This window comes from Vibrio sp. Isolate23 (assembly GCF_022398095.1).
Classification (GTDB): Bacteria; Pseudomonadota; Gammaproteobacteria; order Enterobacterales; family Vibrionaceae; genus Vibrio; species Vibrio coralliilyticus_A.
Genome location: NZ_JAKEUV010000007.1, coordinates 183,498 through 207,229, shown reverse-complemented (window position 1 = coordinate 207,229; position 23,732 = coordinate 183,498). Strand labels below are relative to the sequence as shown.

General features: G+C 44.2%; 21 protein-coding genes. 12 read left to right on the top strand and 9 right to left on the bottom strand.

Annotated features, from left to right (window positions below; all coding sequences use genetic code 11):
• Positions 1–125: 125 nt before the first annotated feature.
• The 3 genes from torA to torE are packed head-to-tail and all read right to left on the bottom strand — an operon-like array spanning position 126 to position 4,024.
• The gene (gene torA, locus L1D31_RS17105; protein WP_239838270.1) at positions 126–2,588 is read right to left on the bottom strand and encodes a trimethylamine-N-oxide reductase TorA; all 2,463 of its coding nucleotides are present in this window, start codon (positions 2,586–2,588) and stop codon (positions 126–128) included.
• Positions 2,589–2,612: 24 nt separating this feature from the next.
• Positions 2,613–3,797: a pentaheme c-type cytochrome TorC gene (torC, locus tag L1D31_RS17100; RefSeq protein WP_239838269.1), complete on the bottom strand. Its 1,185-nt coding sequence runs from the start codon at positions 3,795–3,797 to the stop codon at positions 2,613–2,615.
• Between the two features lie 47 nt (positions 3,798–3,844).
• Positions 3,845–4,024, bottom strand: coding sequence for a trimethylamine N-oxide reductase system protein TorE (torE, locus tag L1D31_RS17095; RefSeq protein WP_006962866.1), 180 nt, complete (start codon positions 4,022–4,024; stop codon positions 3,845–3,847).
• 480 nt (positions 4,025–4,504) lie between these two features.
• Here torE and L1D31_RS17090 point away from each other — a divergent pair, with 480 nt between their 5' ends.
• Together L1D31_RS17090 and L1D31_RS17085 are read left to right on the top strand one after the other, a co-directional pair.
• Complete coding sequence (locus L1D31_RS17090; protein ID WP_239838268.1) at positions 4,505–5,296, top strand: ABC transporter permease; 792 nt, start codon at positions 4,505–4,507, stop codon at positions 5,294–5,296.
• Between the two features lie 221 nt (positions 5,297–5,517).
• A complete protein-coding gene (locus L1D31_RS17085; protein ID WP_239838267.1) occupies positions 5,518–5,658 on the top strand; it encodes a hypothetical protein in 141 nt (46 codons plus the stop codon).
• A gap of 64 nt (positions 5,659–5,722) precedes the next feature.
• On the opposite strand, the gene focA is transcribed toward L1D31_RS17085, so the two are convergent.
• On the bottom strand, positions 5,723–6,565 hold the full coding sequence (focA, locus tag L1D31_RS17080; RefSeq protein ID WP_239838278.1) for a formate transporter FocA: 843 nt from the start codon (positions 6,563–6,565) through the stop codon (positions 5,723–5,725).
• A 454-nt stretch (positions 6,566–7,019) separates the two neighbouring features.
• On the opposite strand from focA, the gene L1D31_RS17075 reads away from it, so the two are divergent.
• Positions 7,020–7,253: a TIGR02647 family protein gene (locus L1D31_RS17075; protein ID WP_239838266.1), complete on the top strand. Its 234-nt coding sequence runs from the start codon at positions 7,020–7,022 to the stop codon at positions 7,251–7,253.
• Positions 7,254–7,293: 40 nt separating this feature from the next.
• Here the strand turns inward: L1D31_RS17075 and L1D31_RS17070 are convergent, their stop codons facing one another.
• The gene (locus L1D31_RS17070; protein ID WP_239838265.1) at positions 7,294–8,028 is read right to left on the bottom strand and encodes a transporter substrate-binding domain-containing protein; all 735 of its coding nucleotides are present in this window, start codon (positions 8,026–8,028) and stop codon (positions 7,294–7,296) included.
• 183 nt (positions 8,029–8,211) lie between these two features.
• Between L1D31_RS17070 and L1D31_RS17065 the strand changes: the two genes are divergently transcribed.
• Both L1D31_RS17065 and L1D31_RS17060 read left to right on the top strand, forming a co-directional pair.
• Positions 8,212–9,033 (top strand): NAD(P)H-binding protein, encoded by an 822-nt coding sequence (locus L1D31_RS17065; protein WP_239838264.1) that lies wholly within the window; start codon positions 8,212–8,214, stop codon positions 9,031–9,033.
• A 14-nt stretch (positions 9,034–9,047) separates the two neighbouring features.
• A complete protein-coding gene (locus tag L1D31_RS17060; protein ID WP_239838263.1) occupies positions 9,048–9,680 on the top strand; it encodes a YdcF family protein in 633 nt (210 codons plus the stop codon).
• Between the two features lie 49 nt (positions 9,681–9,729).
• On the opposite strand, the gene clpA is transcribed toward L1D31_RS17060, so the two are convergent.
• Both clpA and clpS read right to left on the bottom strand, forming a co-directional pair.
• Positions 9,730–12,003, bottom strand: a complete 2,274-nt coding sequence (gene clpA / locus L1D31_RS17055; protein WP_239838262.1) for an ATP-dependent Clp protease ATP-binding subunit ClpA — start codon at positions 12,001–12,003, stop codon at positions 9,730–9,732.
• Positions 12,004–12,043: 40 nt separating this feature from the next.
• Positions 12,044–12,364 (bottom strand): ATP-dependent Clp protease adapter ClpS, encoded by a 321-nt coding sequence (gene clpS, locus L1D31_RS17050; protein WP_239838261.1) that lies wholly within the window; start codon positions 12,362–12,364, stop codon positions 12,044–12,046.
• A 465-nt stretch (positions 12,365–12,829) separates the two neighbouring features.
• Between clpS and cspD the strand changes: the two genes are divergently transcribed.
• Positions 12,830–13,051: a cold shock domain-containing protein CspD gene (cspD, locus tag L1D31_RS17045; RefSeq protein WP_006962882.1), complete on the top strand. Its 222-nt coding sequence runs from the start codon at positions 12,830–12,832 to the stop codon at positions 13,049–13,051.
• Positions 13,052–13,146: 95 nt separating this feature from the next.
• Here cspD and L1D31_RS17040 read toward each other — a convergent pair whose 3' ends face one another.
• A complete protein-coding gene (locus L1D31_RS17040) occupies positions 13,147–15,372 on the bottom strand; it encodes an NADP-dependent isocitrate dehydrogenase (RefSeq protein ID WP_239838260.1) in 2,226 nt (741 codons plus the stop codon).
• Between the two features lie 307 nt (positions 15,373–15,679).
• Between L1D31_RS17040 and L1D31_RS17035 the strand changes: the two genes are divergently transcribed.
• Entirely contained in the window at positions 15,680–16,372 is a 693-nt protein-coding gene (locus L1D31_RS17035) for a pseudouridine synthase (protein WP_239838259.1), read from the top strand.
• A gap of 79 nt (positions 16,373–16,451) precedes the next feature.
• Here L1D31_RS17035 and aspS read toward each other — a convergent pair whose 3' ends face one another.
• Positions 16,452–18,230, bottom strand: a complete 1,779-nt coding sequence (gene aspS / locus L1D31_RS17030; RefSeq protein WP_239838258.1) for an aspartate--tRNA ligase — start codon at positions 18,228–18,230, stop codon at positions 16,452–16,454.
• A 276-nt stretch (positions 18,231–18,506) separates the two neighbouring features.
• Here aspS and L1D31_RS17025 point away from each other — a divergent pair, with 276 nt between their 5' ends.
• The 5 genes from L1D31_RS17025 (at position 18,507) to L1D31_RS17005 (ending at position 23,731) form a co-directional block, all read left to right on the top strand.
• Positions 18,507–19,373, top strand: coding sequence for a DUF72 domain-containing protein (locus L1D31_RS17025; RefSeq protein WP_239838257.1), 867 nt, complete (start codon positions 18,507–18,509; stop codon positions 19,371–19,373).
• A 93-nt stretch (positions 19,374–19,466) separates the two neighbouring features.
• Positions 19,467–20,204, top strand: a complete 738-nt coding sequence (cmoA, locus tag L1D31_RS17020) for a carboxy-S-adenosyl-L-methionine synthase CmoA (protein WP_239838256.1) — start codon at positions 19,467–19,469, stop codon at positions 20,202–20,204.
• Positions 20,205–20,269: 65 nt separating this feature from the next.
• Positions 20,270–21,241, top strand: a complete 972-nt coding sequence (cmoB, locus tag L1D31_RS17015; protein ID WP_239838255.1) for a tRNA 5-methoxyuridine(34)/uridine 5-oxyacetic acid(34) synthase CmoB — start codon at positions 20,270–20,272, stop codon at positions 21,239–21,241.
• Between the two features lie 229 nt (positions 21,242–21,470).
• Positions 21,471–22,217, top strand: a complete 747-nt coding sequence (locus tag L1D31_RS17010) for an ATP-dependent zinc protease (protein WP_239838254.1) — start codon at positions 21,471–21,473, stop codon at positions 22,215–22,217.
• Positions 22,218–22,225: 8 nt separating this feature from the next.
• Positions 22,226–23,731, top strand: coding sequence for an inactive transglutaminase family protein (locus tag L1D31_RS17005; RefSeq protein ID WP_239838253.1), 1,506 nt, complete (start codon positions 22,226–22,228; stop codon positions 23,729–23,731).
• The last annotated feature ends 1 nt before the right edge of the window (position 23,732 follow it).

The window sequence follows — 23,732 nt, the reverse complement described above, 5'->3', positions numbered from 1 at the left end:
ATATAAAGGGAAATTAATATAAATTTATAAAGTTAAATGGTTTTTATTTAGACTGGGAAATATTAAAAAATTAATACTAAGCCTGCTATATATTAATTCATATAACAGGCTCGCTTTACTCACACTTAGGCGACTTCGATTGGGCCACCGAATGACGTCACTGGGGGGACCTTACCAGTGAACTTCTCGAAATCAACGATACAGGTGTTGGCAGAGGTTGCCTGAGCAAGCTCTGAAGAACCAATATCCATTGTTAGCGTATTCGGGTCGCCGTAAGTACAGATTGCCCCTTCTTTTTCGTTCAGAGGACCATACCATGCGCCCTCTTCGATACGGATAACACCACGAGCATAGCTGTCCATAAGCACAGCCCCTGCCAGCAATTGACCACGGTCGTTAAACACGCGAACCAAGTCACCGTCTTTGATACCTTTCTCTTTGGCATCCTGAGGGTTGATGTAAACCGGCTCACGACCTTGCACCGCGTAGGTTGCACGGAACTCTTCCGATTCACACATCTGCGAGTGCAGGCGTTTGTCAGGGTGACACGATTGCAGCCAGAATGGGAACTTGTCTGAGCCCGGTCCACCATGTGAGCGTTCTGTCTTTTCAAACCACATTGGGTGTTCCTGACAGTGCTCATAGCCATAACGACCAATCTTACGGGAGGTAATCTCAATAAAGCCAGAAGGTGTACCAAGTGCGTTAATTTCTGGATCTTCACGGAAATCAGCGTGGCGAACCCAAGGTTTACCCTCACCAAAGTCCAACACACTCTGCTGCCAGAATTCATCAAATTCTGGCATGTCAAACTTACCTTTATTCGCAGCACGACAATCATCGTAAATTGAACGAACCCATTGCATCTCGTCCATGCCACGAGTGTACTCGTTGTGGCGACCGAAACGACGGGTTAGTTCAGTGAAGATCTCGAAGTCTGTCTTAGATTGGAACAATGGATCCACTAGACGGTGCATCGCAATCAGACCTTTCCCAGAGTATGAGCCGTAGACATCGATATCATTACGTTCAAACTGAGTACAAGCAGGTAAAACGATGTCGGAGAAGCGACAAGTTGCCGTCCAAGCAAATTCAATGGTTACGACCGTTTGAAGCTGCTTAAACGCTTTCTTCATACGATTGCGGTCTTGGTGGTGGTGCCATGGATTGTTACCCGAAATCACCATCATTTTATAACCCGGTAACTTCACCTTGCTACCGTTGTAACGAATCTCTTTACCCGGCTCCAGTAAGCAGTCAATCCAACGCGCGACAGGTATGGTTTTGCTGTAGCCGTTATAGTCATTATTATCCCACTTAGGTTTCATACCTTGGTCTAGGTTACGTGGGAAACCACCCGGTGCAGCGAAGCCAGTTGAAGGTACGCCAATACCAGAATAGTGGTGACCATAAGAAATACCGCCACCCGGAAGACCAATTTGACCGACCATCGCCGCAACTACTGCCGCCGCCCAATAAGGCTGCTCACCGTGTTCCTGACGCTGAATACACCATCCCATCAGAATCTGTGTGCGACCATTAACCAGCATACGGGCAAATTCACGGATCTTGTCAGCGCTTACGCCACAGATCTCAGCCGCCCATTCCGGTGTTTTTTCAAGTTTGTCTTTCGTCTCACCTTGAACGTACTTAATAAACTCGTCGAAACCAAGGCAGTAGGTATCTATGAACTTCTGATCGTGAAGTTTTTCGTTGTACAACACATGAGCGACCGCCAACATAAACGCAACGTCAGTCATTGGGTTAATGTACAAATGATCATTTTGTAGGAAACGCTGAGTTTTGTTCTTCACTGGGTCAACAGAAAGTACGTTGATTTCGCCTTTAGCGACTTTCTCTTTCAATTGCTCCAAGTAAGGGAATGACTGGTGAGTTTCACAGTTCCAACCAACCTGAAGGTTCTTCACCGGATCATTAGCCCATAGGATGATGTTATCTGAATTTTCCAGAATCTCAGACCACGATGTACCTTGTGCGTAAACTTCTGTCGAACCCAATACATACGGCAGAATCGTCTGGCCAGCGCCAGTTGAGTAATCACCAACTTTTGTAATGAAGTTACCATGCATACCCACTGCACGCTGCATGTGGCTGGTACAGCTATGGAACTGCCCAGTTTGACGCCAACCGGTTTGGCCTGCGTGTAATGCCCAAGGCCCATAATCTTTTTGAATGCGTTCTAGCTCACGGTAAAACAGATCAAAGGCTTCATCCCAAGTGACACGAATAAAACGGTTGTCGCCGCGAGTTTCCGCACTGTACTTGTGTTTTTTCAGCCAATCTAGGCGCACCATTGGGTAACGAACACGAGACGGGTTATAAATAACACCTTTGATACCGTTGATCATATCAGTTGGGTTAGTGTCCACCTCTAGTGGTTTAATCTCTTGAACTTTGCCCGCATAGATATGAGCGCGGAATGCGCCCCAGTGAGATCCCGATACTTTCCATGTTCCTGTTGTTTCTGCTGCACTTGCAGAAGCCGATGCCAATAAACTTGGACCGATGACTGATGCAGCACTGGTCGTTGCTACACCTTTAAGAAAACTTCTTCGTGTAATAGCCATTTCAATTACTCCATCCGACGCTTATTAGTGATGACCTTCAGCAAAATCTGAAGAGTGCTTCTGTAGGTACTTCAATACTAGGGCTTCGCTATCTGTGTCGAAGTTAACAAACGCCAACATACCGTTGAACATACCGGGCCAAGTGTTCGCATCGAAGTGCGCTTCATCAGGCTGTGTGTGACAAACTGAACAGTTGGTCTTATACGCTTCGCTCGCTTTTTCCCAGATTGGAGTGACGTCGTTTAGCATTGCTTCTTTTTTCATCCAAACTGTTGCTGCCACTTTCTCCCATGGGAGACCAGTTAGCTCATCGACTTTTTTCTCGCCTTTTGTAACTACATCATCACTGGTTGCCGCTTCTTTAAGTAGTGAACCCACCGCGATGTTCATACCAAAGTCTTCTTGGATGACACGGCCAAAGCCTTTTGCTTTGCGCCAGCCATCAATTTCAACTTTCATCATTTCGCCCTTGTCTTCTAGAACAGTAACTGTCGATGCTGGGTTAAGCAGGCCCGCTTCTTCAGCACCCGTTTCATCAAAGTAGACAGGTAAATGGCGAACGCTCACCAAGGCGTTACCCACGGAGTAATCTGTGCTGGAAGTCAACTGATCCAGTTCACCAACAATCCCACCAATACTGTCCATATCGGCTGGAAGCTTGTGGGCAATACCTTTATGACAGTCAACACAACTCTGATCTTTTTCCGCCGCTTGCTTCATTTGGATGCGAGCCGTTGGGGACATTTGTTCGAAGTCCATTGACTCATAGTTGTGGCAGTTTTTGCACTCCAAGGATTTGTTCGCAGAGAAACGATCCCATTCGTGTTTAGCGAGTTCGATACGGCGCTCTTCAAATACACCTGGTTCGTCGTAGTTACCAAACACTTGGGCGAATACTTCTTTAGAGGCTTGCATCTTACGAGCAATTTTATCAGTCCAGTTATGAGGAACGTGACAGTCAGGACAAGTAGCGCGAACGCCAGAATGGTTTTTCCAGTGAACAGTTTCCTGAAGTTCAACGTAGACGTTGTCACGCATGGTATGACAGCTGATACAGAATTCTTCGGTATTCGTTGCTTCTAGTGCTGTATTGAAACCGCCCCAGAAGATGACACCTGCGATAAAACCGCCCATAGTCAGCACGCCAAGGCTGATATGCACTGCTGGGCGCGTCATGGTACGCCACAGTTTAACGATAAATGATTTCATGGTTTGCTCTCTTAAATTTTTCAAAATGTGGAAATGAGCTCAGTGCTTTACATGCCATGGGCACCGGGAGGTCCAAAAAAGAACACCTGTAGCATCCAAACAATAAATCCGTAGCCACCTACGAAAGCCACACTCAGAACCGGGAAGAGAACAACCGCGATGAAGAGGAAAGATTTCCACTCTAGCGAGCGTTTTTCACCACTCTCAATTTTGTTAACATCACTCATACATTTGCCTATTTTGTATTTAGTGTTATTGGATAGCTCTTATCGCTGAGCTTACCTTTTTCATAACCTCTAGATAAAAATGTTAGACCATACTATTTGTAGGGTTCAATTAAATCCGTCCTTACAAAGCTTGTTATTCAGCACTTTTTTGAGCTCATCCAGATATGTGTTTGATTAATAATTCATATGTCAGCATGCTTGAAATTATGAAAATTTGTTAACAGTAAACAAACTGTTAAAACACAACACTTCAGCAACAACCAAGTGAAATAACAGTCTAAAAATTCCGGCTTGTAGCAAGCGACACTCCACATAAAACCCTCAAACTTGTTACACCTTTGTTTCAAATCGAGAGTAAAAATAAGCGGATTTCTTGCCTTTAAAGATGGTGCTGGTGAGGCTTTGGAGAACAGTTTTTCACTGAAATCCGTTCTTCATAAGATTTTAGAGATACAATACACATTGCGTTTAGGAGGGCTTATGAGCGGTGCTGTCGATATTTCCTGGCCAATGCTGGCCTTATTCTTCTGTACATTGGCGATTCCGTTGTTAATCAGCCGACACTATCGACTCAATATTGAAAAAGAAACACTCATCAGTGTGGCAAGGATGACCATCCAGTTATTGCTGGTCGGTGTTTATCTTCAATACTTATTTGAGCTCAACAGCTTAACTATCAATGGTATTTGGCTGATGGCCATGACTCTCATTGGTGCCAGTTCCATCATAAGTAAAGTGAAGTTACCCAAACGAAGGTTGATATACCCTGTCAGCGCAGGTTTATTCATTGGTTTACTACCACTGTTGTTTATCATCTGTTTTTTGATCATTCAGCCACAACCACTATTCAATGCCCAATACCTCATCCCCTTGGCCGGTATGCTGCTAGGCAACTCTCTCAGTGGTAATATTGTGGCTTTGCAGAACATTTTCACCGCTATGGAAATGCGCCATAGCGAGTATGAAGCTGCCATAGCGTTGGGAGCAGCACCTAAATTTGCAACTTTGCCATTTGTTCGTGAGTCAATCCAAAAGTCGCTTGCGCCGACCTTAGCATCGATGACAACCAGTGGCTTAGTGACGCTACCTGGAATGATGACAGGCCAAATACTGGGAGGAGCGAGCCCTATCGTCGCGATCAAATATCAAGTAATGATCATGATTGCGATCTTTGTCATGCTGTCTATCTCAATCAGCCTGACCCTGTCGCTTACGGTCCGATATTGCATTAATAAGGAAGGGAAAATCTTAGTGAGCTTAGGAAAAACCTAGCCTAGGCGATATGCCTTAAACGGAGGAAAGATTTATCCACAAAATCTGTGGATAACCATGTCATCGCTTTCAGGATAAGTCCTGATCCTATAACCGCCACAAGCTAGAAAATAAAAGGACATAAGATTCATATGCCTACCAATCAAATCCAATTATCGTCATAAAAACGTCAAATGCTAACTTTACACTGCCGTAGTCAGCTTTTTGTAAGGATACAGATAATGCAAATTGGCGCTACTTCTAACCCAACCGAGACTTCTCAATGGGAAGACAATGAAACACGAAATTGGCTTGTTTCTCAGCCAGAAGAAATTCTGGCTTTGGATGACATCATTGAAGAATCTTGGCGTCAAATACACTGAGAAGCAAAAGAATCAAAATAGGCTCGTTTTTCAACGAGCCTATATCTTATATAACCCAACAAAACTAATCTCTTAGGTAGATCATCCAATACCACACCCCGACAAAAACACCGCCACCAATGATATTACCTAAGGTCACAGGTATAAGGTTATTGGTAATAAAATTAAGAAGATTCAGATCGGCATAATCCGCGATATTAGCCCCTGTCATCTGCCAAAACTCATCAGGAGCAAAAAACTTAATGCCAACCGCCATAGGTACTTGAAACATGTTCGCGATACAGTGCTCAAAACCTGCGGAGACAAACATAGCAACGGGTAAGATCATAACGGCTATTTTATCCGTGAGTGTGCGCCCGCTAAATGTCATCCATACCGCTATACACACTAAGACATTACACATAATGCCTAGCGCAACCGCTGAGATAAAACTATGGTGCAGTTTATGCTGTGAAATCGCCATCGCATTTAAGCCAACCTGCCCGCTATCAAACATGTACTGCTTGGTAAGTAACATACAAATCACTAATAATAGCGCGCCAATAAGATTGCCACTGTACACCACGATCCAGTTTTTCATTAACATCTTCCAAGTGATCTTGCCGCTAGCTCTCGCCACAAGAGTCAACACAGAGCTGGTAAAAAGCTCTCCCCCTGTGACAACGACAAGAATCAAGCCTAAACTGAAAGCCAAACCACCCAGTAGTCGCGTGATGCCCCAAGGTAAGTCACCAGCACCAGTGGTCACTATAGTGTAGAAAACAAATGCAATACCAATGTGAATACCGGCAGAAATCGCCAACAGGAAAGACTTCATTGGGTCTTTCGTTGCCTTACCGACCCCAATTTCAGCGGCACGTTCTGCCATCTGTGGCGGCAGTAAAGAATCAAACTGGTTTAAATTCATCATGCAAAGACATTCTAAATAATGTGGATTTGTGGGCGCGGATAATTACTCTTATTGTGATCAAATTCAAGCTTTAATTACCAAACTTGGCTGAGAACCCATTTAAACACAAGTTACTCAATCAAAACTACCTAACATGAAAGGAGAAAAATGCGCATAACTCAAGAAAAGGAAAAATAAATATATATGATTATCAAATAATTAAGAAAGGCAGCTTAAAAGAAATACCACTGACCTCAAGCATTAGTTCAAATTTATATATCAACCCCTTACCTTATGCAGTTTTAGCATTAGGGAGGTTGATCAATACAAACCATCAACTGGTCATAATCCAATCAAACAAAAGCGAATTTTTATCCAAACTAAGTGGTAGGTAACATTTCTATCTCCCTATAATTGCTGAATAACAATATGAGGAATATGGTTGTTTTAGTACTTTCTTTAAGGATTTATTATGAAATATACCGCTGATAAGATGGCCGAACTTAACCTGCTACTGCAATTTGACATTAGCAGTTCTGCAACTGGTATTAAAGTTCACCACGAAGCAACAGAAGAAATGCAAACGGCCGTGAAAAGGCTCTTTGATAAAGGCTTGTGTACTCTTCCTGATGGTGGTTATCTAACAGATGAAGGGATTGAAGTCGCTGAACATGCAGACAAAATCCTCAGAGTTTTATCTAGTTAGTCTTATCATAAACGAGCGTATGACTCTAACCACGAGATTCTTAGTCAGTCGACTTTGATAGCCGACTGACAATCGATTCGATATCAATTTTTTCTAAACCTTGATTAAATATTTTGTTGATGCTCTGCCCTTGTGGCTGATTTTTAAACGCCATGTATAGCATTTTATTTTCTAGTAACTTGGCATTCATTCGTAAACGTTTCCTTAACAAGCTTTCTCTTACATCAATACTAATCAGATACTCTAAGACATTTGGATCTATCACCGCGACATCCAATCGACCTTTTGCCACCTTGTGAATGTTCCTTGCATCGTTAGCGGATGCCTCGACTTGGAGTTCACCAGCTTTAACCATATTGTCGAACTCTGTTGTATTGATATACCCTTGCACTACACCTATTCGAAAGTGCTTCAAATCTGATAACGCCTCCCACCGAACTGGGTAACGAGTGTTTTCTACTAAGCCTAATGGCCCACTACCGATAGGATCCGAGAAAATAAACTCTGAGTTTTCAAAATAATATTCTGGAAAATACCCAACATATTTGTCGGATTTTGAGGCTAACGCCACAGCGCGAACCCATGGTTGAAAATCTACAACCAGCTCATACCCCATCGCCGCCAATGCCTCTCTAGCCACCGCTACTGAGTAGCCATTCTCAGGGAGATCCGTACCAGAATATGGCGGCCACTCCAATGACGTCATATAGATCTTCTGATTAGCCGTTACCATTGAAGAAAACACAGCGGCCCATAACCACAAATACCATCTCATGAATGCCCCTAAAACTAGGATCAGATAACTCACTCACTATTAATCATAGACACAATTAACGCCATTCTGTAAACATTCAACACGAATAGGCACACAGCATAAACTCGAAAAACTAACTGTTGATTATTTCCTAGGTCTTCCACATAGTTAGTTAAATAAAAACGTATCGAACAAGGGCTTAGTGTGAAAACAATATTGATTATTGGCGGTGGTTGGCTCGGTAAACCTCTCGCCCATTACCTCGAAACCATAGGCCACAAAGTGTTTGTAAGCCGCACAACAGACAATGGAGTTAGAGAACTCGAGTCACAACAACTATCGGGGGTGACAATAAATTTACAAAGCGAATCTACCAGCCTTGTTAAAACCATAGAAAAAACGCATGCGGAGATTGTGATTGGCTGTTTCCCCCCTGGGTTTCGTAAAGGCAACGGCACACAATACGCAGCTCAATGGTTGTCACTTGTTCAAGCCTGCCAAGTTGCTCGCGTCACCAAAATCGTCATGGTCAGTTCAACCACTGTCTATCCAAATTTGGCGCAAGCATTAGATGAAGAATATGCGTCCTTATCGAATGCTCTTAACAGCGATGTGTTTACTGACAACGCAAGAGTAATGCTTCAAGCAGAGCAACATGTGATTGATTCTGGTCTAGAGTACGGTATTGTACGCTGCAGTGGATTAGTTGGCCCAAATCGCCACCCATCTCGCTTCGTCAACAAATTGAAGCAGGTTAGTGACCTTGCCCCTGCTAATATGCTCCATCTAACAGATGCCATTGGAGCCACCAGCTTCCTAGCATTGAACTGTAAAAATGTAGTAGCCAATGCAACCACCCCAAATACCGTTAGCAAAGCAGAATTTTATCAAGCAGCCCTCGACAGTATTCAATCTGATGCATCACTTCCCCCTATCGTGCAACGTGCAGACAAACGGATATTGGCTGAGCGCTTGATAAGCTTAGGCTATCGCTTTCACTATCAACACACGCTTGAACTCGTTTAATCTAGGGAAAGACAATGAGAACAAAGTTGTTTCAGCACATTGAAAGCCTATGGGAATACATGCAACTTTCCCAACCGCTACAACAATCAGACTGCTTGTTTGTACTCGGCAGTAACGATGTTCGCGTTGCCGAGTACGCTGCGAAACTATATCTGGAAGGCTGGGCAAAGAAAATCATCTTTTCAGGTGGTCAAGGGCGTCTAACAGATGGCCTGTTTGACCAATCAGAAGCACACACATTTGCGGCTATCGCGAGAGATCTTGGTGTGCCAGCTAGTGATATCATTCTCGAAGATAAGGCCACTAATACCGGTGAAAATGTGCTATACACCGCTAAAATTTTAGATAAGCTCAATTTAGACCTTCGCTCGTTTATCTTAGTGCAAAAGCCTTATATGGAAAGACGTGCATACGCTACATTTATGAAACAATGGCCGAATACCGTTGAGAGTGTCTGTGTAACCTCGCCCAAGACGATGTTTGTTGACTACTTCAATGAGGACATTTCTTTAGATTTAACGGTAACTGCCATGCTGGGAGACTTTGAAAGAATCAAAGCTTACCCAAAAATGGGCTTTCAGATTGAGCAAGAAATTCCTGCGCATATCGAAACGTCCTACCTTGCTTTAAAAAGCATCTTTAGCTGATACAAAAAAGCCAGAGCATGCTCTGGCTTTTCCCTTGAATAACGCTACTTTAATGAATAGCTTCTTCTTTCTCGCTTAAGTAAGTAAACTTGAGTTCATCTTTCTTCAGGTTCACTTTTACTGTACCGCCATCAACCAAGGAACCAAATAACAATTCGTTGGCCAAAGGTTTCTTAAGCTGTTCTTGGATAACACGTCCCATAGGACGAGCCCCCATCGCTTTGTCGTAACCTTTTATAGCCAGCCAGTGGCGAGCATCATCTGATACCTCAAGTGACACTCCTCGCACATCCAACTGCGCTTGCAGCTCAACAATGAATTTATCGACCACCTGATGAATAACATGTTCATCAAGGCTATTAAACCAAATGATGTTATCCAGACGGTTGCGGAATTCAGGAGTAAAGACTTTCTTGATTTCCGACATCGCATCATGACTATGATCTTGCTGGATAAGACCAATGGATTTCTTAACGGTCTCTTGAACACCTGCGTTAGTAGTCATGACCAGAATGACATTACGGAAATCGGCTTTACGACCATTGTTGTCTGTCAGTGTGCCGTTATCCATGACCTGAAGCAGTAGGTTAAAGATGTCTGGGTGCGCTTTTTCAATTTCATCCAGCAGCACAACGGAGTGTGGATGCTTGATCACTGCATCAGTCAACAAACCACCCTGATCGTAACCGACATAACCAGGAGGCGCACCGATCAAACGGCTCACTGAGTGGCGTTCACCATATTCGGACATATCAAAGCGAAGTAGTTCGATGCCCATCAATTTCGACAACTGAACCGTGACTTCCGTTTTACCTACCCCTGTTGGACCAGCAAATAGGAATGAGCCTACAGGTTTATTATCGGCACCAAGGCCAGCTCGCGTCAGCTTGATGGCTTCGCTTAGTACATCGATCGCATCATCTTGACCAAACACTAGCATCTTCATCTTCTCATCAAGATTTTGCAAAATCTCTTTGTCAGAAGAAGACACCGATTTTTCAGGAATACGTGCCATTTTCGCTACCATGGCCTCAATATCGGCCACACCAACGGTTTTCTTACGACGGCTTGCAGGCGCTAGACGATGACGAGCACCAGCCTCATCAATCACGTCAATGGCTTTATCTGGCAAATGACGCTCGTTGATGTATTTGGCTGAAAGTTCAACGGCAGCCCGTAATGCTTTGTTGGTGTAACGAACCTCATGGTGGGCTTCGTATTTAGGTTTCAGGCCCATCAAAATTTTGGTGGTATCATCTAGAGATGGCTCAACAATATCAATCTTCTGGAAACGGCGAGATAGTGCACGTTCTTTTTCAAAGATATTGCTGTATTCCTGATACGTGGTTGAACCGATACAACGTAATTTACCGCTACTCAACAGAGGCTTAATCAAGTTAGCAGCATCAACTTGACCACCAGACGCCGCACCAGCACCAATAATAGTATGAATTTCATCGATGAAAAGAATCGCATCATCTTCTTTTTCAAGCTGCTTCAAAATCGCTTTAAAACGTTTTTCAAAGTCTCCACGATATTTGGTTCCAGCCAGTAGCGAACCGATATCCAAAGAATAAATTACACTGTTTTTAATAATTTCAGGAACTTGTCCTTCAACAATTCTCCACGCCAAACCTTCCGCAATCGCAGTTTTACCAACGCCCGCTTCACCCACTAGAAGTGGATTGTTTTTGCGGCGGCGACACAATACTTGAATGGTTCTTTCTAGCTCTTTATCTCGGCCAATCAAAGGATCAATCTGACCTTGTTTAGCCAGTTGGTTCAAGTTGGAAGCAAAACTTTCCAAACGTTCTTCTGAGCCTGCTTCCTCAGTATTATCACTGCTACTGAAAGAATCCGATGAAGAGGCATCATCACTTGAGCTTGAAGCTTTAGTGATACCATGGGAAATAAAGTTAACAATATCTAGACGACTTATATCATTCTTTTTAAGAAGGTAGGCCGCATGCGACTCTTGTTCACTGAAGATTGCGACTAAAACGTTAGCGCCAGTGACTTCACTGCGCCCTGACGATTGCACGTGGAACACCGCACGCTGCAAGACACGTTGAAAGCTCAAAGTAGGTTGGGTTTCACGAGTTTCATCATTTTCAGGGATAAGTGGTGTGGTCTGATCTATGAAGATATCTAACTCGTTTCGAAGGGCATTAATATCTGCCTGACAAGCAAGAAGGGCTTCCCTTGCTGCATCGTTTTCCAACAATGCTAGCAGGAGGTGCTCGACGGTCATAAACTCATGTCGTTTGTCTCTAGCGCGAGAGAATGCGCCGTTTAGACTCGACTCTAACTCTTTATTCAGCATAAGTACCTCCTTTGGCAGCAACTTATGTTGCTATTCAGCTTTACGCTTGCTCCATTGTACAAAGCAAAGGATGCTCATTTTCTTGAGAATACATAGTGACTTGCGCTACTTTGGTTTCTGCGACTTCCGCGGTGTATGTGCCACATATCGCTTTGCCTTCGTAATGCACTTTAAGCATCACTTGTGTTGCCTTGTCTATATCCATAGAGAAAAAACGCTCTAGGATGTCAATAACAAAGTCCATTGGCGTGTAATCATCGTTATTCAAAACAACGTTATACATGGACGGCGGCTTTACTTTTGTTTTTTCTAGCTCCAGTAAATCAGAGTCTGGAGTGACCCATTCAAATTGCTTGCTCATGACTAATCGTGTTTAGAAAGTTGCTTAAGGTAATTTTACCACTTCACTGCGCAGAAGTTATCGATTTAGCTCTTAGAAGTAAGAACAATTTGAGCCAAGCAAATTTACGCCCTTACTTAGAGACTAATGCAGCAATTGTATCGCTGCAAATAAAAGATTTCTATTAAACTGCATTCTCTATCTAATTGATTAAAAAGACACCAAAAACCATTCACTCCATTAATAGAACAGACCGGATTACCCTGAAATTCTTTGCAAAAATGTAAACCACAAAGGTGATTTGTTTGCAAATATGTTGAGTGTGATACGTTTTTCCTATTGACTGAGTTCAATCATTGGCTACATTGGTCAAATAGTGACTTAAAATTTGGCAGCGGCTGAATGGATATTCACTTTCTGTTTACACACGGAATTCATCGTGTAATCACACAACTTCAGTAACAATATGCATGAGGGATGTATAGCATGGCTACAGGTACAGTAAAATGGTTTAACAATGCCAAAGGATTTGGTTTTATCTGTCCGGAAGGTGAAGACGGGGATGTCTTTGCTCATTACTCCACCATTAAGATGGACGGGTATCGTACTCTGAAAGCAGGTCAACAAGTCACATTTGAAGTAGAAGAAGGACCTAAAGGGTATCACGCCAGCTCTGTGGTGCCCGTAGAAGCTCAAGCCATTAAATAACACGCTGCCAATGTCGTTCATCGGTGTAGACTACCAGTGGATCGCAACCAATAAAAAACCCGCCAATGGCGGGTTTTTTWTTTTTAATCAACGAATTAACGATTGATAATAGCGTTTAGTGCTGCGCTTGGGCGCATCAGAGTTGATGCTTTCTCAAACTCAGGAGCATAGTAACCACCCAGTTCACCAGCAACACCTTGTGCCCCATTAAGCTCAGCGACAATAGTATCTTCGTTAGAAGACAATGCTTCGGCTATAGGAGCAAATTCTGCTGCCAAGTCTGCATCTGTTGTTTGTGATGCGAGAGCTTGCGCCCAGTAGGTCGCTAGGTAGTAATGGCTACCACGGTTGTCCAACTCGCCGACTTTACGCGAAGGAGACTTGTTGTTATCTAAGAACTCACCTGTTGCCTTGTCTAGTGCATCTGCCAATACTTGAGCTTTCGTATTACCAGTAACGGTGCTTAGGTGTTCTAGAGACGCCGCAAGCGCTAGGAATTCACCCAAAGAATCCCAACGTAGGTGGTTCTCTTTCTCAACCTGTTGAACGTGCTTAGGTGCAGAACCACCCGCTCCTGTTTCAAACAGACCGCCACCATTCATTAGTGGCACGATTGAGAGCATTTTGGCTGACGTGCCAAGCTCTAGAATCGGGAATAAATCCGTTAAGTAGTCACGCAATACGTTACCTGTAACAGAAATCGTATCTTTACCTTCTTTAATACGCTCTAGAGAGAACTTACATGCATCGAGTGGTGCTAGGATCTTGATTTCTAGACCAGATGTATCGTGGTTAGGCAGGTAAGCTTTCACCTTCTTGATCAGCTGAGCATCATGTGCTCGATTTTCGTCTAGCCAGAATACTGCAGGTACACCTGTTGCGCGAGCACGTGTTACCGCCAGTTTCACCCAGTCTTGAATCGGAGCGTCTTTCACCTGGCACATACGGAAGATATCGCCTTCTTCCACAGTTTGCTCAAGCAATACTGCTCCAGCAGTTTCAACCACTCGAACTGTACCCGCTTGGTCAAGAATGAAAGTCTTATCGTGCGAACCGTATTCTTCCGCTTTTTGAGCCATTAGGCCTACGTTTGGCACGCTACCCATGGTCGTTGGATCAAACGCTCCGTGTTCTTTACAGAAATCAATCACCGCTTGATAAATGCTTGCGTAGCTGCGATCAGGAATCATCGCTTTGGTGTCTTTCTGCTTACCATCTGGGCCCCACATTTGTCCTGAAGAACGCAGCATAGCAGGCATAGAAGCATCAACAATGATGTCGCTTGGCACGTGAAGGTTAGTGATACCACGATCTGAATCAACCATCGCTAGCGGTGGTTGAGTTTCGTAAACAGCTTGCAGCGCAGCTTCGATTTCTTCTTTTTGAGCAGCTGGTAGAGAGGCAATCTTAGCGTAAACATCACCAATACCGTTGTTTACATCAACACCTAATTGTTCAAATACGTCACCGTACTTAGCAAATACGTCTTTGTAGTAAACCTTAACAGCATGGCCAAAAATCACTGGATCCGACACTTTCATCATCGTTGCTTTCATGTGCAGCGATAGAAGAACATCTTGCTGTTTCGCATCAGCAATTTCTTTTTCAAAGAACTCTACTAATGCTTCTTTGTTCATTACTGAACAATCAATGATTTCTTGGTCTTGAAGAGCAAATGGTGCTTTCAGCTCTTTCACAGAACCATCAGCAGCAGCAAATTCGATTTTAACTTCTGTCGCACCATCCACCGTGTGAGACTTTTCACTACCAAAGAAATCACTATCTGACATGCTTGATACATGCGACTTGGAGTCTTTCGACCATGCGCCCATTGAATGTGGATTTTTCTTGGCGTAATTCTTAACTGACTGAGGGGCACGACGATCTGAGTTACCTTCACGCAGTACAGGGTTTACTGCACTACCTTTGATTTTGTCGTAAGTCGCTTTAATAGCTTCTTCTTCATACGTGCTTGGCTCTTCAGGGTAGTTAGGCAGATTGTAGCCTTTGTCCTGAAGCTCTTTGATCGCCGCTTTTAGCTGTGGGATAGAAGCAGAAATATTCGGCAATTTAATGATGTTAGCCTCTGGCGTCTTTGCCAGCTCACCCAGCTCCGATAGAGCGTCACCAACGCGTTGTTCTTCAGTCAAATGTTCTGGGAAGTTTGCAATAATACGCCCAGCTAGAGAGATATCACGAGTATCAACATCAATACCAGATGAAGCCGTGAAAGACTGAATGATTGGTAGCAGTGAATACGTTGCTAGTGCAGGAGCTTCATCAGTGATGGTGTAAATAATTGTAGGTTTTTCTGTAGGCATGAAATTTCCCTATTGTTCTTACAAAGTCCGTCGGATGAACGGCTTTGGGTTGTGTGTCCGCTAACAAGTTTGATTTGTCATCCCCTCACTTGTTGCGATTTTATTGTCTCTTTTGTTTTTTCCTTACGTTTTTTGTTTGAAGCGTAAGATCCATGAGAACTGTACTTTTATAATTAAACAAAATCGGAGGAATAGTCTATTATCTTGTGCACCAATCCTGTTTTCGGGCGCGCACATCATAGCCTAAAATGGATGGCTTTGAAAATTTTCGCCCACACTTCGTTTACATTTTTGCAAGGTAGTTAACATGTCAACACGCTCACGCCGTGAGTCCTCCTCGCCCTCTTCACGTTCACATAAGCCCGGTTTTAAACGCCCAGCTTCGACCAATAAAACCAAACATCATTCATCAAAGAACGGTAAAAAGCCGGCGAGTACTAAGCCTAAAATAGCCCCTGAAGATCGAAAGGTGATCGTGTTTAATAAACCATTTGATACTTTGAGCCAATTTACTGATGGTGAAGGCCGAAAAACACTCGCTGACTTTATCCCAGTAAAAGATGTATATGCCGCTGGAAGATTAGACAGAGATAGCGAAGGCCTAATGGTACTGACTAACGATGGCATACTGCAGGCCAAGCTGACTCAACCAAAATCTAAGTCACCGAAAACGTATTGGGTGCAAGTTGACGGAGCACCGTCAGAGTCTGATCTCGATAAGTTAAGGAAAGGGGTTGAGCTTAAAGATGGCATGACTCTACCGGCAAAAGTTGAAGTGATGCCAGAGCCCAATGTATGGGAACGCACCCCTCCTGTTCGCTTTAGGGCCAATATTCCGACCACTTGGCTGGCTATCACCATTATTGAAGGAAGAAACCGTCAGGTGCGCCGCATGACCGCTAATATTGGCTTCCCAACCCTACGTCTAATTCGATATTCAATCGGCGATATTGAGCTAGGTAAATTGCAGCCAGGTGAATGGAAAGAAATCCTGATCTAAATGCAGGTACGATGACTCCGCACATACAAAAACGGCGCTTCAATTGAAGCGCCGTTTATATTCACTATGAGTGAAAAGCTTATTCTGCGTCTTTTTCTTTTGCAGCCGTTACAGCAATCGCAAGCTCTTCCAGTGCAGCTGGGTTGGCAACACTTGGTGCATCGGTAAGTAGACACGCAGCAGCTGTTGTTTTAGGGAACGCTATAACATCACGGATGTTCTCTGTACCACATAGCAGCATCACTAGACGGTCTAGACCGAATGCAAGACCTGCATGTGGAGGAGTACCGAATTTCAGAGCGTCCAGTAGGAAGCCAAACTTAAGCTGCTGTTCCTCTGCATCGATACCAAGAATATCAAACACCGCTGCCTGCATTTCTGCATTGTGAATACGAACAGAGCCACCACCAACTTCGTAGCCGTTGATAACCATATCGTAAGCATTTGAGTTTGCTGCTGCTGGGTTTGCTTTCAATTCATCAGCATTCACACCCAATGGTGAAGTGAATGGGTGGTGCATTGCGTGCAGGTTGCCTTCGTCGTCTTCTTCGAACATTGGGAAATCAACAACCCATAGCGGTGCCCATGCGTTTTCGTCTGTTAGCTCTAGATCTTTACCCAGTTTCAGACGAAGTGCACCCATTGCTTCTGCAACTGTGTTCGCTTTATCCGCACCGAATAGAATGATGTCGCCAGATTCAGCTTGAGTGCGATCCAGGATGCCGTTGATCACATCTTCATTTAGGAACTTAGCCACTGGAGATTGGATACCTTCTATACCTGCAGCGCGGTCGTTAACCTTCATCCATGCAAGACCTTTCGCACCGTATATGCCAACGAATTCACCGTAGCCATCAATCTGCTTACGAGTTAGGGAAGCGCCACCTGGTACGCGAATTACCGCAACACGACCTTTCTCATCGTTTGCAGGGCCTGAGAATACTTTGAACTCAACGTCTTTCACTAGATCAGCAACGTCTACTAGCTCTAGTGGGTTACGTAAGTCTGGCTTATCGCTACCGAAACGACGAATCGCTTCAGAGAAAGGCATTACTGGGAATTGTCCTAGGTCTACGTTGAGTAGCTCTTGCCACATATCGCGAACCATGTTCTCAGTCGTTGCACGAACTTCATCAGCCGTCATGAAAGACGTTTCGATATCGATCTGAGTGAATTCTGGTTGACGGTCAGCACGTAAGTCTTCATCACGGAAACACTTAACGATTTGGTAGTAACGGTCAAAACCAGACATCATTAGCAGCTGTTTGAATAGCTGTGGAGACTGAGGAAGCGCGTAGAACGAACCTTTGTGAACGCGGCTTGGTACTAAGTAGTCACGTGCGCCTTCTGGCGTCGCTTTAGTTAGTACTGGAGTCTCAATGTCTAGGAAACCATTGTCATCTAGGAAACGACGAACAAAGCTAGAAGCTTTAGCACGTAGCTTAATGCGATCGCTCATTTCAGGGCGACGAAGATCTAGATAACGGTACTTTAGACGCTGCTCTTCAGAGTTCTTCTGGTTAAAGTCTAGTGGCAGAACGTCCGCACGGTTGATGATTTCAAGACCTTTCGCGATGATCTCAACTTCACCCGTTGCCATATCTTTGTTTACTTGGCTATCTGGGCGAACACGAACTTCACCAGTTAGCTTGATACAGAATTCATTACGAAGTGTGTTAGCTACTTCATACGCATCTGCCATATCTGGATCAACAACTACCTGAACGACGCCTTCACGATCTCGCATATCGATAAAAATAAGACCGCCTAAATCACGACGACGGTTAACCCAGCCGCAAAGTTCTACAGTTTGTCCTGCAAGGGACTTGTTCAGGTGACCACAGTAATGGGTACGCATAATGAATTTCCCAATCTCTTTAAATTTGTTAATTACTCGCTATCAGCGTTTTCCTAGCTGATAGCGCAAAGATCCATTTATACGCTGAAAGTCATTCAAAATCGACTACTCAGAATACAATTTATTGCTATTTATCCGGTTTTGATGCTTTTTAGCGCAATAAAAGAGCAAAACCACATCAATCAGAAAAAATTGGCGCTGATTATAGCTTGAAAGTACCGTTCTCTTCAAAACTCTCGTAAAGTGGTTAAGCGTTAAAGGTAGAGATGGCTCAATATGGAAGGATTACCCCTTAGACTTGGCTTGACCATGTGGTCACACAACAACTGGCAACAAAGCTTCTACGGCAGTGGCACCAAGCCCGCAGAAAGGTTAGAAAAGTACGCTCAGGTTTTCCATACTGTCGAAGGGAACACGACGTTTTACGCCACGCCAAGTGTTTCAACCGTACAGAACTGGCGAGCTGCGACGCATGATGATTTCAAGTTCACTTTTAAGCTGCCCAAAGCGATCACTCACCAACAAATGCTACGAGGCAGCCAAGGGCCACTCAATGAGTTCATGCAAGTCATGGCACCTTTGCATGACCGCATCGGCCAGTGGACCATCCAGTTGCCAGCGGCTTTTGGCCCAGAACATCTAAGCGACCTGCAAAGATTCTGCGATTTATTCCCACCAAACTTCCCTATTGGCGTTGAAGTCCGACACCCCGCTTTTTTCGCTAAAGGTGAAGAAGAGCGCCAATTGAACCAGTGGCTGCACGAGAAGGGCTACGACCGGATCATCATGGATAGTCGTCCTGTGTTTGCAGCAAAACCGGACAATGAAGCCATCATCGACGCACAGCAAAAGAAACCTAAAGTCCCGGTGCACGCTATCGCGACAGCCTCACACCCCATGATTCGCTTTATCGGTCATCCAACAGAGTCTGAAAATTATGCTTTTTTCACCCCTTGGCTGAAAAAGCTGCCAGAGTGGATAGCCGAAGGTAAACAACCTTATGTAATGATTCATACCGCCGACAATATTATTGCGCCAGAGCTTGCGAGTAATTTGTACAAAATGCTGCAAAACACTACTCAATTGCCTGACTTATCAGCATTCCCAGCAAATGATGGCAATTCGCAGTTACAGATGTTCTGAGTAGAATTGTCTCAACACATGACACGGGCGCGATTTTCTCATAAAATACGCGCCTTTTTTGATGCGACTGCGACACTTGTCAGAGAATCGATTATGAACCCTAAGAGCAATCCAGATACGATGTTTTCCGCTCCTATCGATAAAATAGGAGACTTCACGTTTGATGAACGTGTTGCAGAAGTCTTTCCTGATATGATTCAGCGATCTGTCCCTGGATACAGCAACATCATCTCAGCTATTGGTATGTTGGCCGAAAGGTTCGTTAAACCGCATTCGAATATTTACGATCTTGGCTGCTCACTCGGCGCCGCAACCTTGTCCATGCGTCGTCATATTCAGCAGGAAGGTTGCCAAATCATTGCGGTCGATAACTCATCTGCCATGGTCGAGCGTTGCAAACTGCACGTTAATGCTTACCGTAGCGACACGCCTGTGGAAGTCGTAGAAGCAGACATTCGTAATATTGAAATCCAAAACGCTTCTGTCGTGGTACTCAATTTCACGCTGCAGTTTCTGTCGCCTCAGGATAGGTATACTTTGCTGGAGAAAATCTATGCAGGCCTTCGCCCCGGTGGGATATTGATTCTCTCGGAAAAATATGTGTTCGAAGACCCAGTCTCGAATGAGCTGCTTATTGACCTTCACCACGACTTTAAACGTGCGAATGGGTACAGCGAACTCGAGATCAGTCAAAAACGTAGTGCCATAGAAAATGTCATGCGCCCTGACTCGAAAAAAGAACACAAAGAGCGTTTTGCAGAAATCGGCTTCAGTAGCTTCGATGTCTGGTTCCAATGTTTCAACTTTGGTTCAATGTTCGCGATAAAATAGCGGAAAATGAGTCGTTTGCTCATCATATTGAGCTAAATTGTTTAATTTATTATCAGTGAAAAACTATGTTTAACTTTGCCAATTTTTATCAGTTAATTGCCACGGATACGCGCCTCCAGCCATGGCTTAATGTTTTACCTCAGCAACTAACCGATTGGCAAAACGCAGAACATGGTGATTTTGGTCGCTGGCTAAAAGCACTCAACAAGATTCCCGAAGGCTCTCCAGATCAGGTTGATTTGAAGAACTCAGTTACCATTGCTAACGATACACCCTTTCACGATGGTGAGCTGAAAAAGCTAGAAAGCCTGCTTCGTACGTTCCACCCTTGGCGTAAAGGCCCATATCATCTGCACGGTATTCACATTGATACAGAGTGGCGCAGTGACTGGAAATGGGATCGAGTCCTACCGCATATCTCACCACTTAAGAACCGTAGTGTTCTCGATGTTGGCTGTGGTAATGGCTATCACATGTGGCGTATGTTGGGCGAAGGTGCCCGCTTGTGTGTTGGTATTGACCCGTCCCACCTATTCCTGATCCAGTTTGAAGCGGTGCGTAAATTAATGGGCAACAATCAACGTGCGCACCTTTTGCCATTAGGTATTGAACAGCTACCAAAGCTAGAAGCGTTCGATACCGTATTTAGCATGGGAGTACTTTATCATCGACGCTCCCCACTCGATCACCTTATTCAACTCAAAGATCAACTTGTCGCCGGGGGCGAGCTTGTTTTAGAAACCTTAGTCATTGAGGGAGATGAAACGTCGGTTTTAGTACCTGTTGATAGATATGCTCAGATGCGAAATGTGTACTTTTTCCCATCGGCCAAAGCACTCAAAGTATGGCTTGAGCAAGTTGGGTTCGAGGACGTACGTATCGTCGATGAAAACATCACATCCGTTGATGAACAGCGTACCACAAACTGGATGACTCACAATTCTCTACCCGACTATCTCGACCCGAATGATCCAAGAAAAACGGCCGAAGGTCACCCTGCACCACGCCGAGCCATCCTAGTCGCGAAAAAAACCTAATTAAGACTAATTCTTGACAGATTCCTAACTTTTTAGGCCGGGCAAATACTTAATCTGAAACTTAAAAGACTCTAAAATTTAGGATGCTCACTGCATCCTATTTTTTGCAGTGTATCACTAATCGTTACTCGATCCGGCTTGCGTTGGCAATGTGCCTTGTGAGCTGGGCTAGGAATGTTCTAAACTCCTAATTTTTTATAAACAACTTACATCTCATGCAGGATTCTCAATGTTTACCAAGTTGACTCCGGTCATTTCAATTGCGTTACTTTCAGGCTGCACACTTATTAACGGTGAGCAATACCATCAAGAAACCCTTGCAGCAATCCAATCTTCAGAAATAAGCCTCACGCAAAAATTTACTCACCTAGAGCAACAGGTGAGTAGTCAAGCCCAACACATTGAAAGCCTACAAACCAAGATCGATTCGTTAGATAAAGAACTGCTCAAATTTAAAACAGAGACTATGGCTGAAATGAAGAGAAGCCGTGACCCAGTCATCACTTCGACCTCACTTCAAGCTACACCGCCTCCTTCCCAAGAGTTGTTGCTAGGCGCAATCGAACGAGTCACTATCGATTCAATTAAGCAGACTTTTGACAGTCGAATCGATACCGGAGCTGAAACCTCTTCTTTAAATGCAGTCGATATCGAACAATTTGAACGCAATGGGAAAAACTGGGTGCGTTTTCATCTATCTGATGGTGTGACCCCATTGGATGATACGAACTGGATTGAAGCTCCAATTATTCGCTTCGTAAAAATACGCCAAGCCACAAATGATGAGATGGAGCGCAGAGCTGTGGTCGAATTGTGGGTAAGATTGGGCAAGATTCACGAAAAAACACAGTTCACTTTGGCAGATCGTTCACAAATGACCCATCCTGTGTTATTGGGTCGTGAATTTATCCGAGATATTGCAGTGGTGGATGTCAGCAAGAAGTACATCCAAACGGAAATTGAACAAAAACAATAAGGTAGTTTATGACGTCTAAAGTCCCCTTTTATATATCGGTCATCCTGCTGATTATTGCAGGCATCGCTTTAAGCCTGTTCAGACATCAGACTTACGGCGTTCCCTGGACCCCAGGAGAAACCCGCCAAATTTGGGATATTGAAGCTCGTATTGAGTTCAATGCTCAAGCTAAACCGGTAAAGGCGTCGTTAGCCGCCCCTCATACTCAAAACGGATTCACGCTTATTAGTGAGTCATCGTCATCTGCTGGCTATGGAGTTTCATATGTCAACACCGAAACAGGTCGACGTGCGGAGTGGTCTATTCGTCATGCAGTGGGGGCTCAAACTATCTACTACAAAGCCCAGTTTCTTGTTGACCCACAAGCAAAAGTAGAACCGCTCAAGCCCAATCAAGACATCATCCCGCCGACATTTGATGGCCCAACAGAAGCCGCTGCCGTTTCGCTCATTGAACGTGCTAACAAGCGCTCCGCCGATGATATTACCTTTACCCGTGAGCTGATTAAAACCCTTAACGATTCAGACAACCAAAACGCTGCACTTTTGCTAAACAATATGTCTAAAGTGGATGCGGTCGATAAGATTCTCGCTTATGCCAAAGTTCCAAGCAAAGCAGTAGGTGTCATTGAACTCGAAGATGGCCGTCGACGTCAGACAATCCAGCAAATGAACCAAGTATGGGATGGCAAAGAATGGCAGCTCTTCAATCCCGAAAATGCGAACCAGGTCATCGCTGAGAACATCCTTGTATGGGATGAATCAAACGTCTCGCTGCTTGACATCATTGGTGGCCAAAATAGCCAAGTCCACTTCTCTATGATTGCCCAAGAAGTTTCTCCAAAGCAGGCAACTCTCGATAAAGTTGAAGCGGACGGGCTACTGAACTTCTCTATTCACAGTCTGCCACTTGAAGAGCAAGCGATGTTTAAAACCATCATGCTGATCCCTATTGGGGCTCTGATCGTCGTCTTTTTGCGTGTCATCATTGGCTTGAAAACCTCTGGTACTTTCATGCCTGTTTTGATTGCAGTTGCTTTTGTTCAAACTCAGCTTGTGACTGGTATTGTGGGTTTCTTATTAATTGTGGGGACTGGTCTCGTCATTCGCAGTTATCTCTCAAGGCTTAACTTGCTTCTGGTCGCAAGAATTTCTGCTGTAATTATCACTGTCATCATGATCATTTCCGTGTTCACAGTTGTGGCGTTTAAAATTGGTTTAACAGAAGGCCTATCGATTACCTTCTTCCCAATGATCATCCTTTCGTGGACCATCGAGCGAATGTCAATCCTATGGGAAGAAGAAGGTGCGAAAGAGGTGGTGCTTCAAGGTGGTGGTTCATTGGCTACCGCAGTTCTGGTTTATCTCGCGATGACCAACACGTACATTCAGCATCTAACCTTCAACTTTATCGGCCTTCAGCTGATTGTGTTAGCAGGTATCCTACTGCTTGGTACTTACACTGGCTACCGCCTAACAGAGCTACGTCGTTTTAAACCACTAGCGGAGGACTAAA

Coding starts and splice junctions, on each gene's coding strand:
- torA (WP_239838270.1), bottom strand. CDS start 2,588: ATGGCTATTACACGAAGAAGTTTTCTTAAAGGTGTAGCAACGACCAGT.
- torC (WP_239838269.1), bottom strand. CDS start 3,797: ATGAAATCATTTATCGTTAAACTGTGGCGTACCATGACGCGCCCAGCA.
- torE (WP_006962866.1), bottom strand. CDS start 4,024: ATGAGTGATGTTAACAAAATTGAGAGTGGTGAAAAACGCTCGCTAGAG.
- L1D31_RS17090 (WP_239838268.1), top strand. CDS start 4,505: ATGAGCGGTGCTGTCGATATTTCCTGGCCAATGCTGGCCTTATTCTTC.
- L1D31_RS17085 (WP_239838267.1), top strand. CDS start 5,518: ATGCAAATTGGCGCTACTTCTAACCCAACCGAGACTTCTCAATGGGAA.
- focA (WP_239838278.1), bottom strand. CDS start 6,565: ATGAATTTAAACCAGTTTGATTCTTTACTGCCGCCACAGATGGCAGAA.
- L1D31_RS17075 (WP_239838266.1), top strand. CDS start 7,020: ATGAAATATACCGCTGATAAGATGGCCGAACTTAACCTGCTACTGCAA.
- L1D31_RS17070 (WP_239838265.1), bottom strand. CDS start 8,028: ATGAGATGGTATTTGTGGTTATGGGCCGCTGTGTTTTCTTCAATGGTA.
- L1D31_RS17060 (WP_239838263.1), top strand. CDS start 9,048: ATGAGAACAAAGTTGTTTCAGCACATTGAAAGCCTATGGGAATACATG.
- clpA (WP_239838262.1), bottom strand. CDS start 12,003: ATGCTGAATAAAGAGTTAGAGTCGAGTCTAAACGGCGCATTCTCTCGC.
- clpS (WP_239838261.1), bottom strand. CDS start 12,364: ATGAGCAAGCAATTTGAATGGGTCACTCCAGACTCTGATTTACTGGAG.
- cspD (WP_006962882.1), top strand. CDS start 12,830: ATGGCTACAGGTACAGTAAAATGGTTTAACAATGCCAAAGGATTTGGT.
- L1D31_RS17040 (WP_239838260.1), bottom strand. CDS start 15,372: ATGCCTACAGAAAAACCTACAATTATTTACACCATCACTGATGAAGCT.
- L1D31_RS17035 (WP_239838259.1), top strand. CDS start 15,680: ATGTCAACACGCTCACGCCGTGAGTCCTCCTCGCCCTCTTCACGTTCA.
- aspS (WP_239838258.1), bottom strand. CDS start 18,230: ATGCGTACCCATTACTGTGGTCACCTGAACAAGTCCCTTGCAGGACAA.
- L1D31_RS17025 (WP_239838257.1), top strand. CDS start 18,507: ATGGAAGGATTACCCCTTAGACTTGGCTTGACCATGTGGTCACACAAC.
- cmoA (WP_239838256.1), top strand. CDS start 19,467: ATGAACCCTAAGAGCAATCCAGATACGATGTTTTCCGCTCCTATCGAT.
- cmoB (WP_239838255.1), top strand. CDS start 20,270: ATGTTTAACTTTGCCAATTTTTATCAGTTAATTGCCACGGATACGCGC.
- L1D31_RS17010 (WP_239838254.1), top strand. CDS start 21,471: ATGTTTACCAAGTTGACTCCGGTCATTTCAATTGCGTTACTTTCAGGC.
- L1D31_RS17005 (WP_239838253.1), top strand. CDS start 22,226: ATGACGTCTAAAGTCCCCTTTTATATATCGGTCATCCTGCTGATTATT.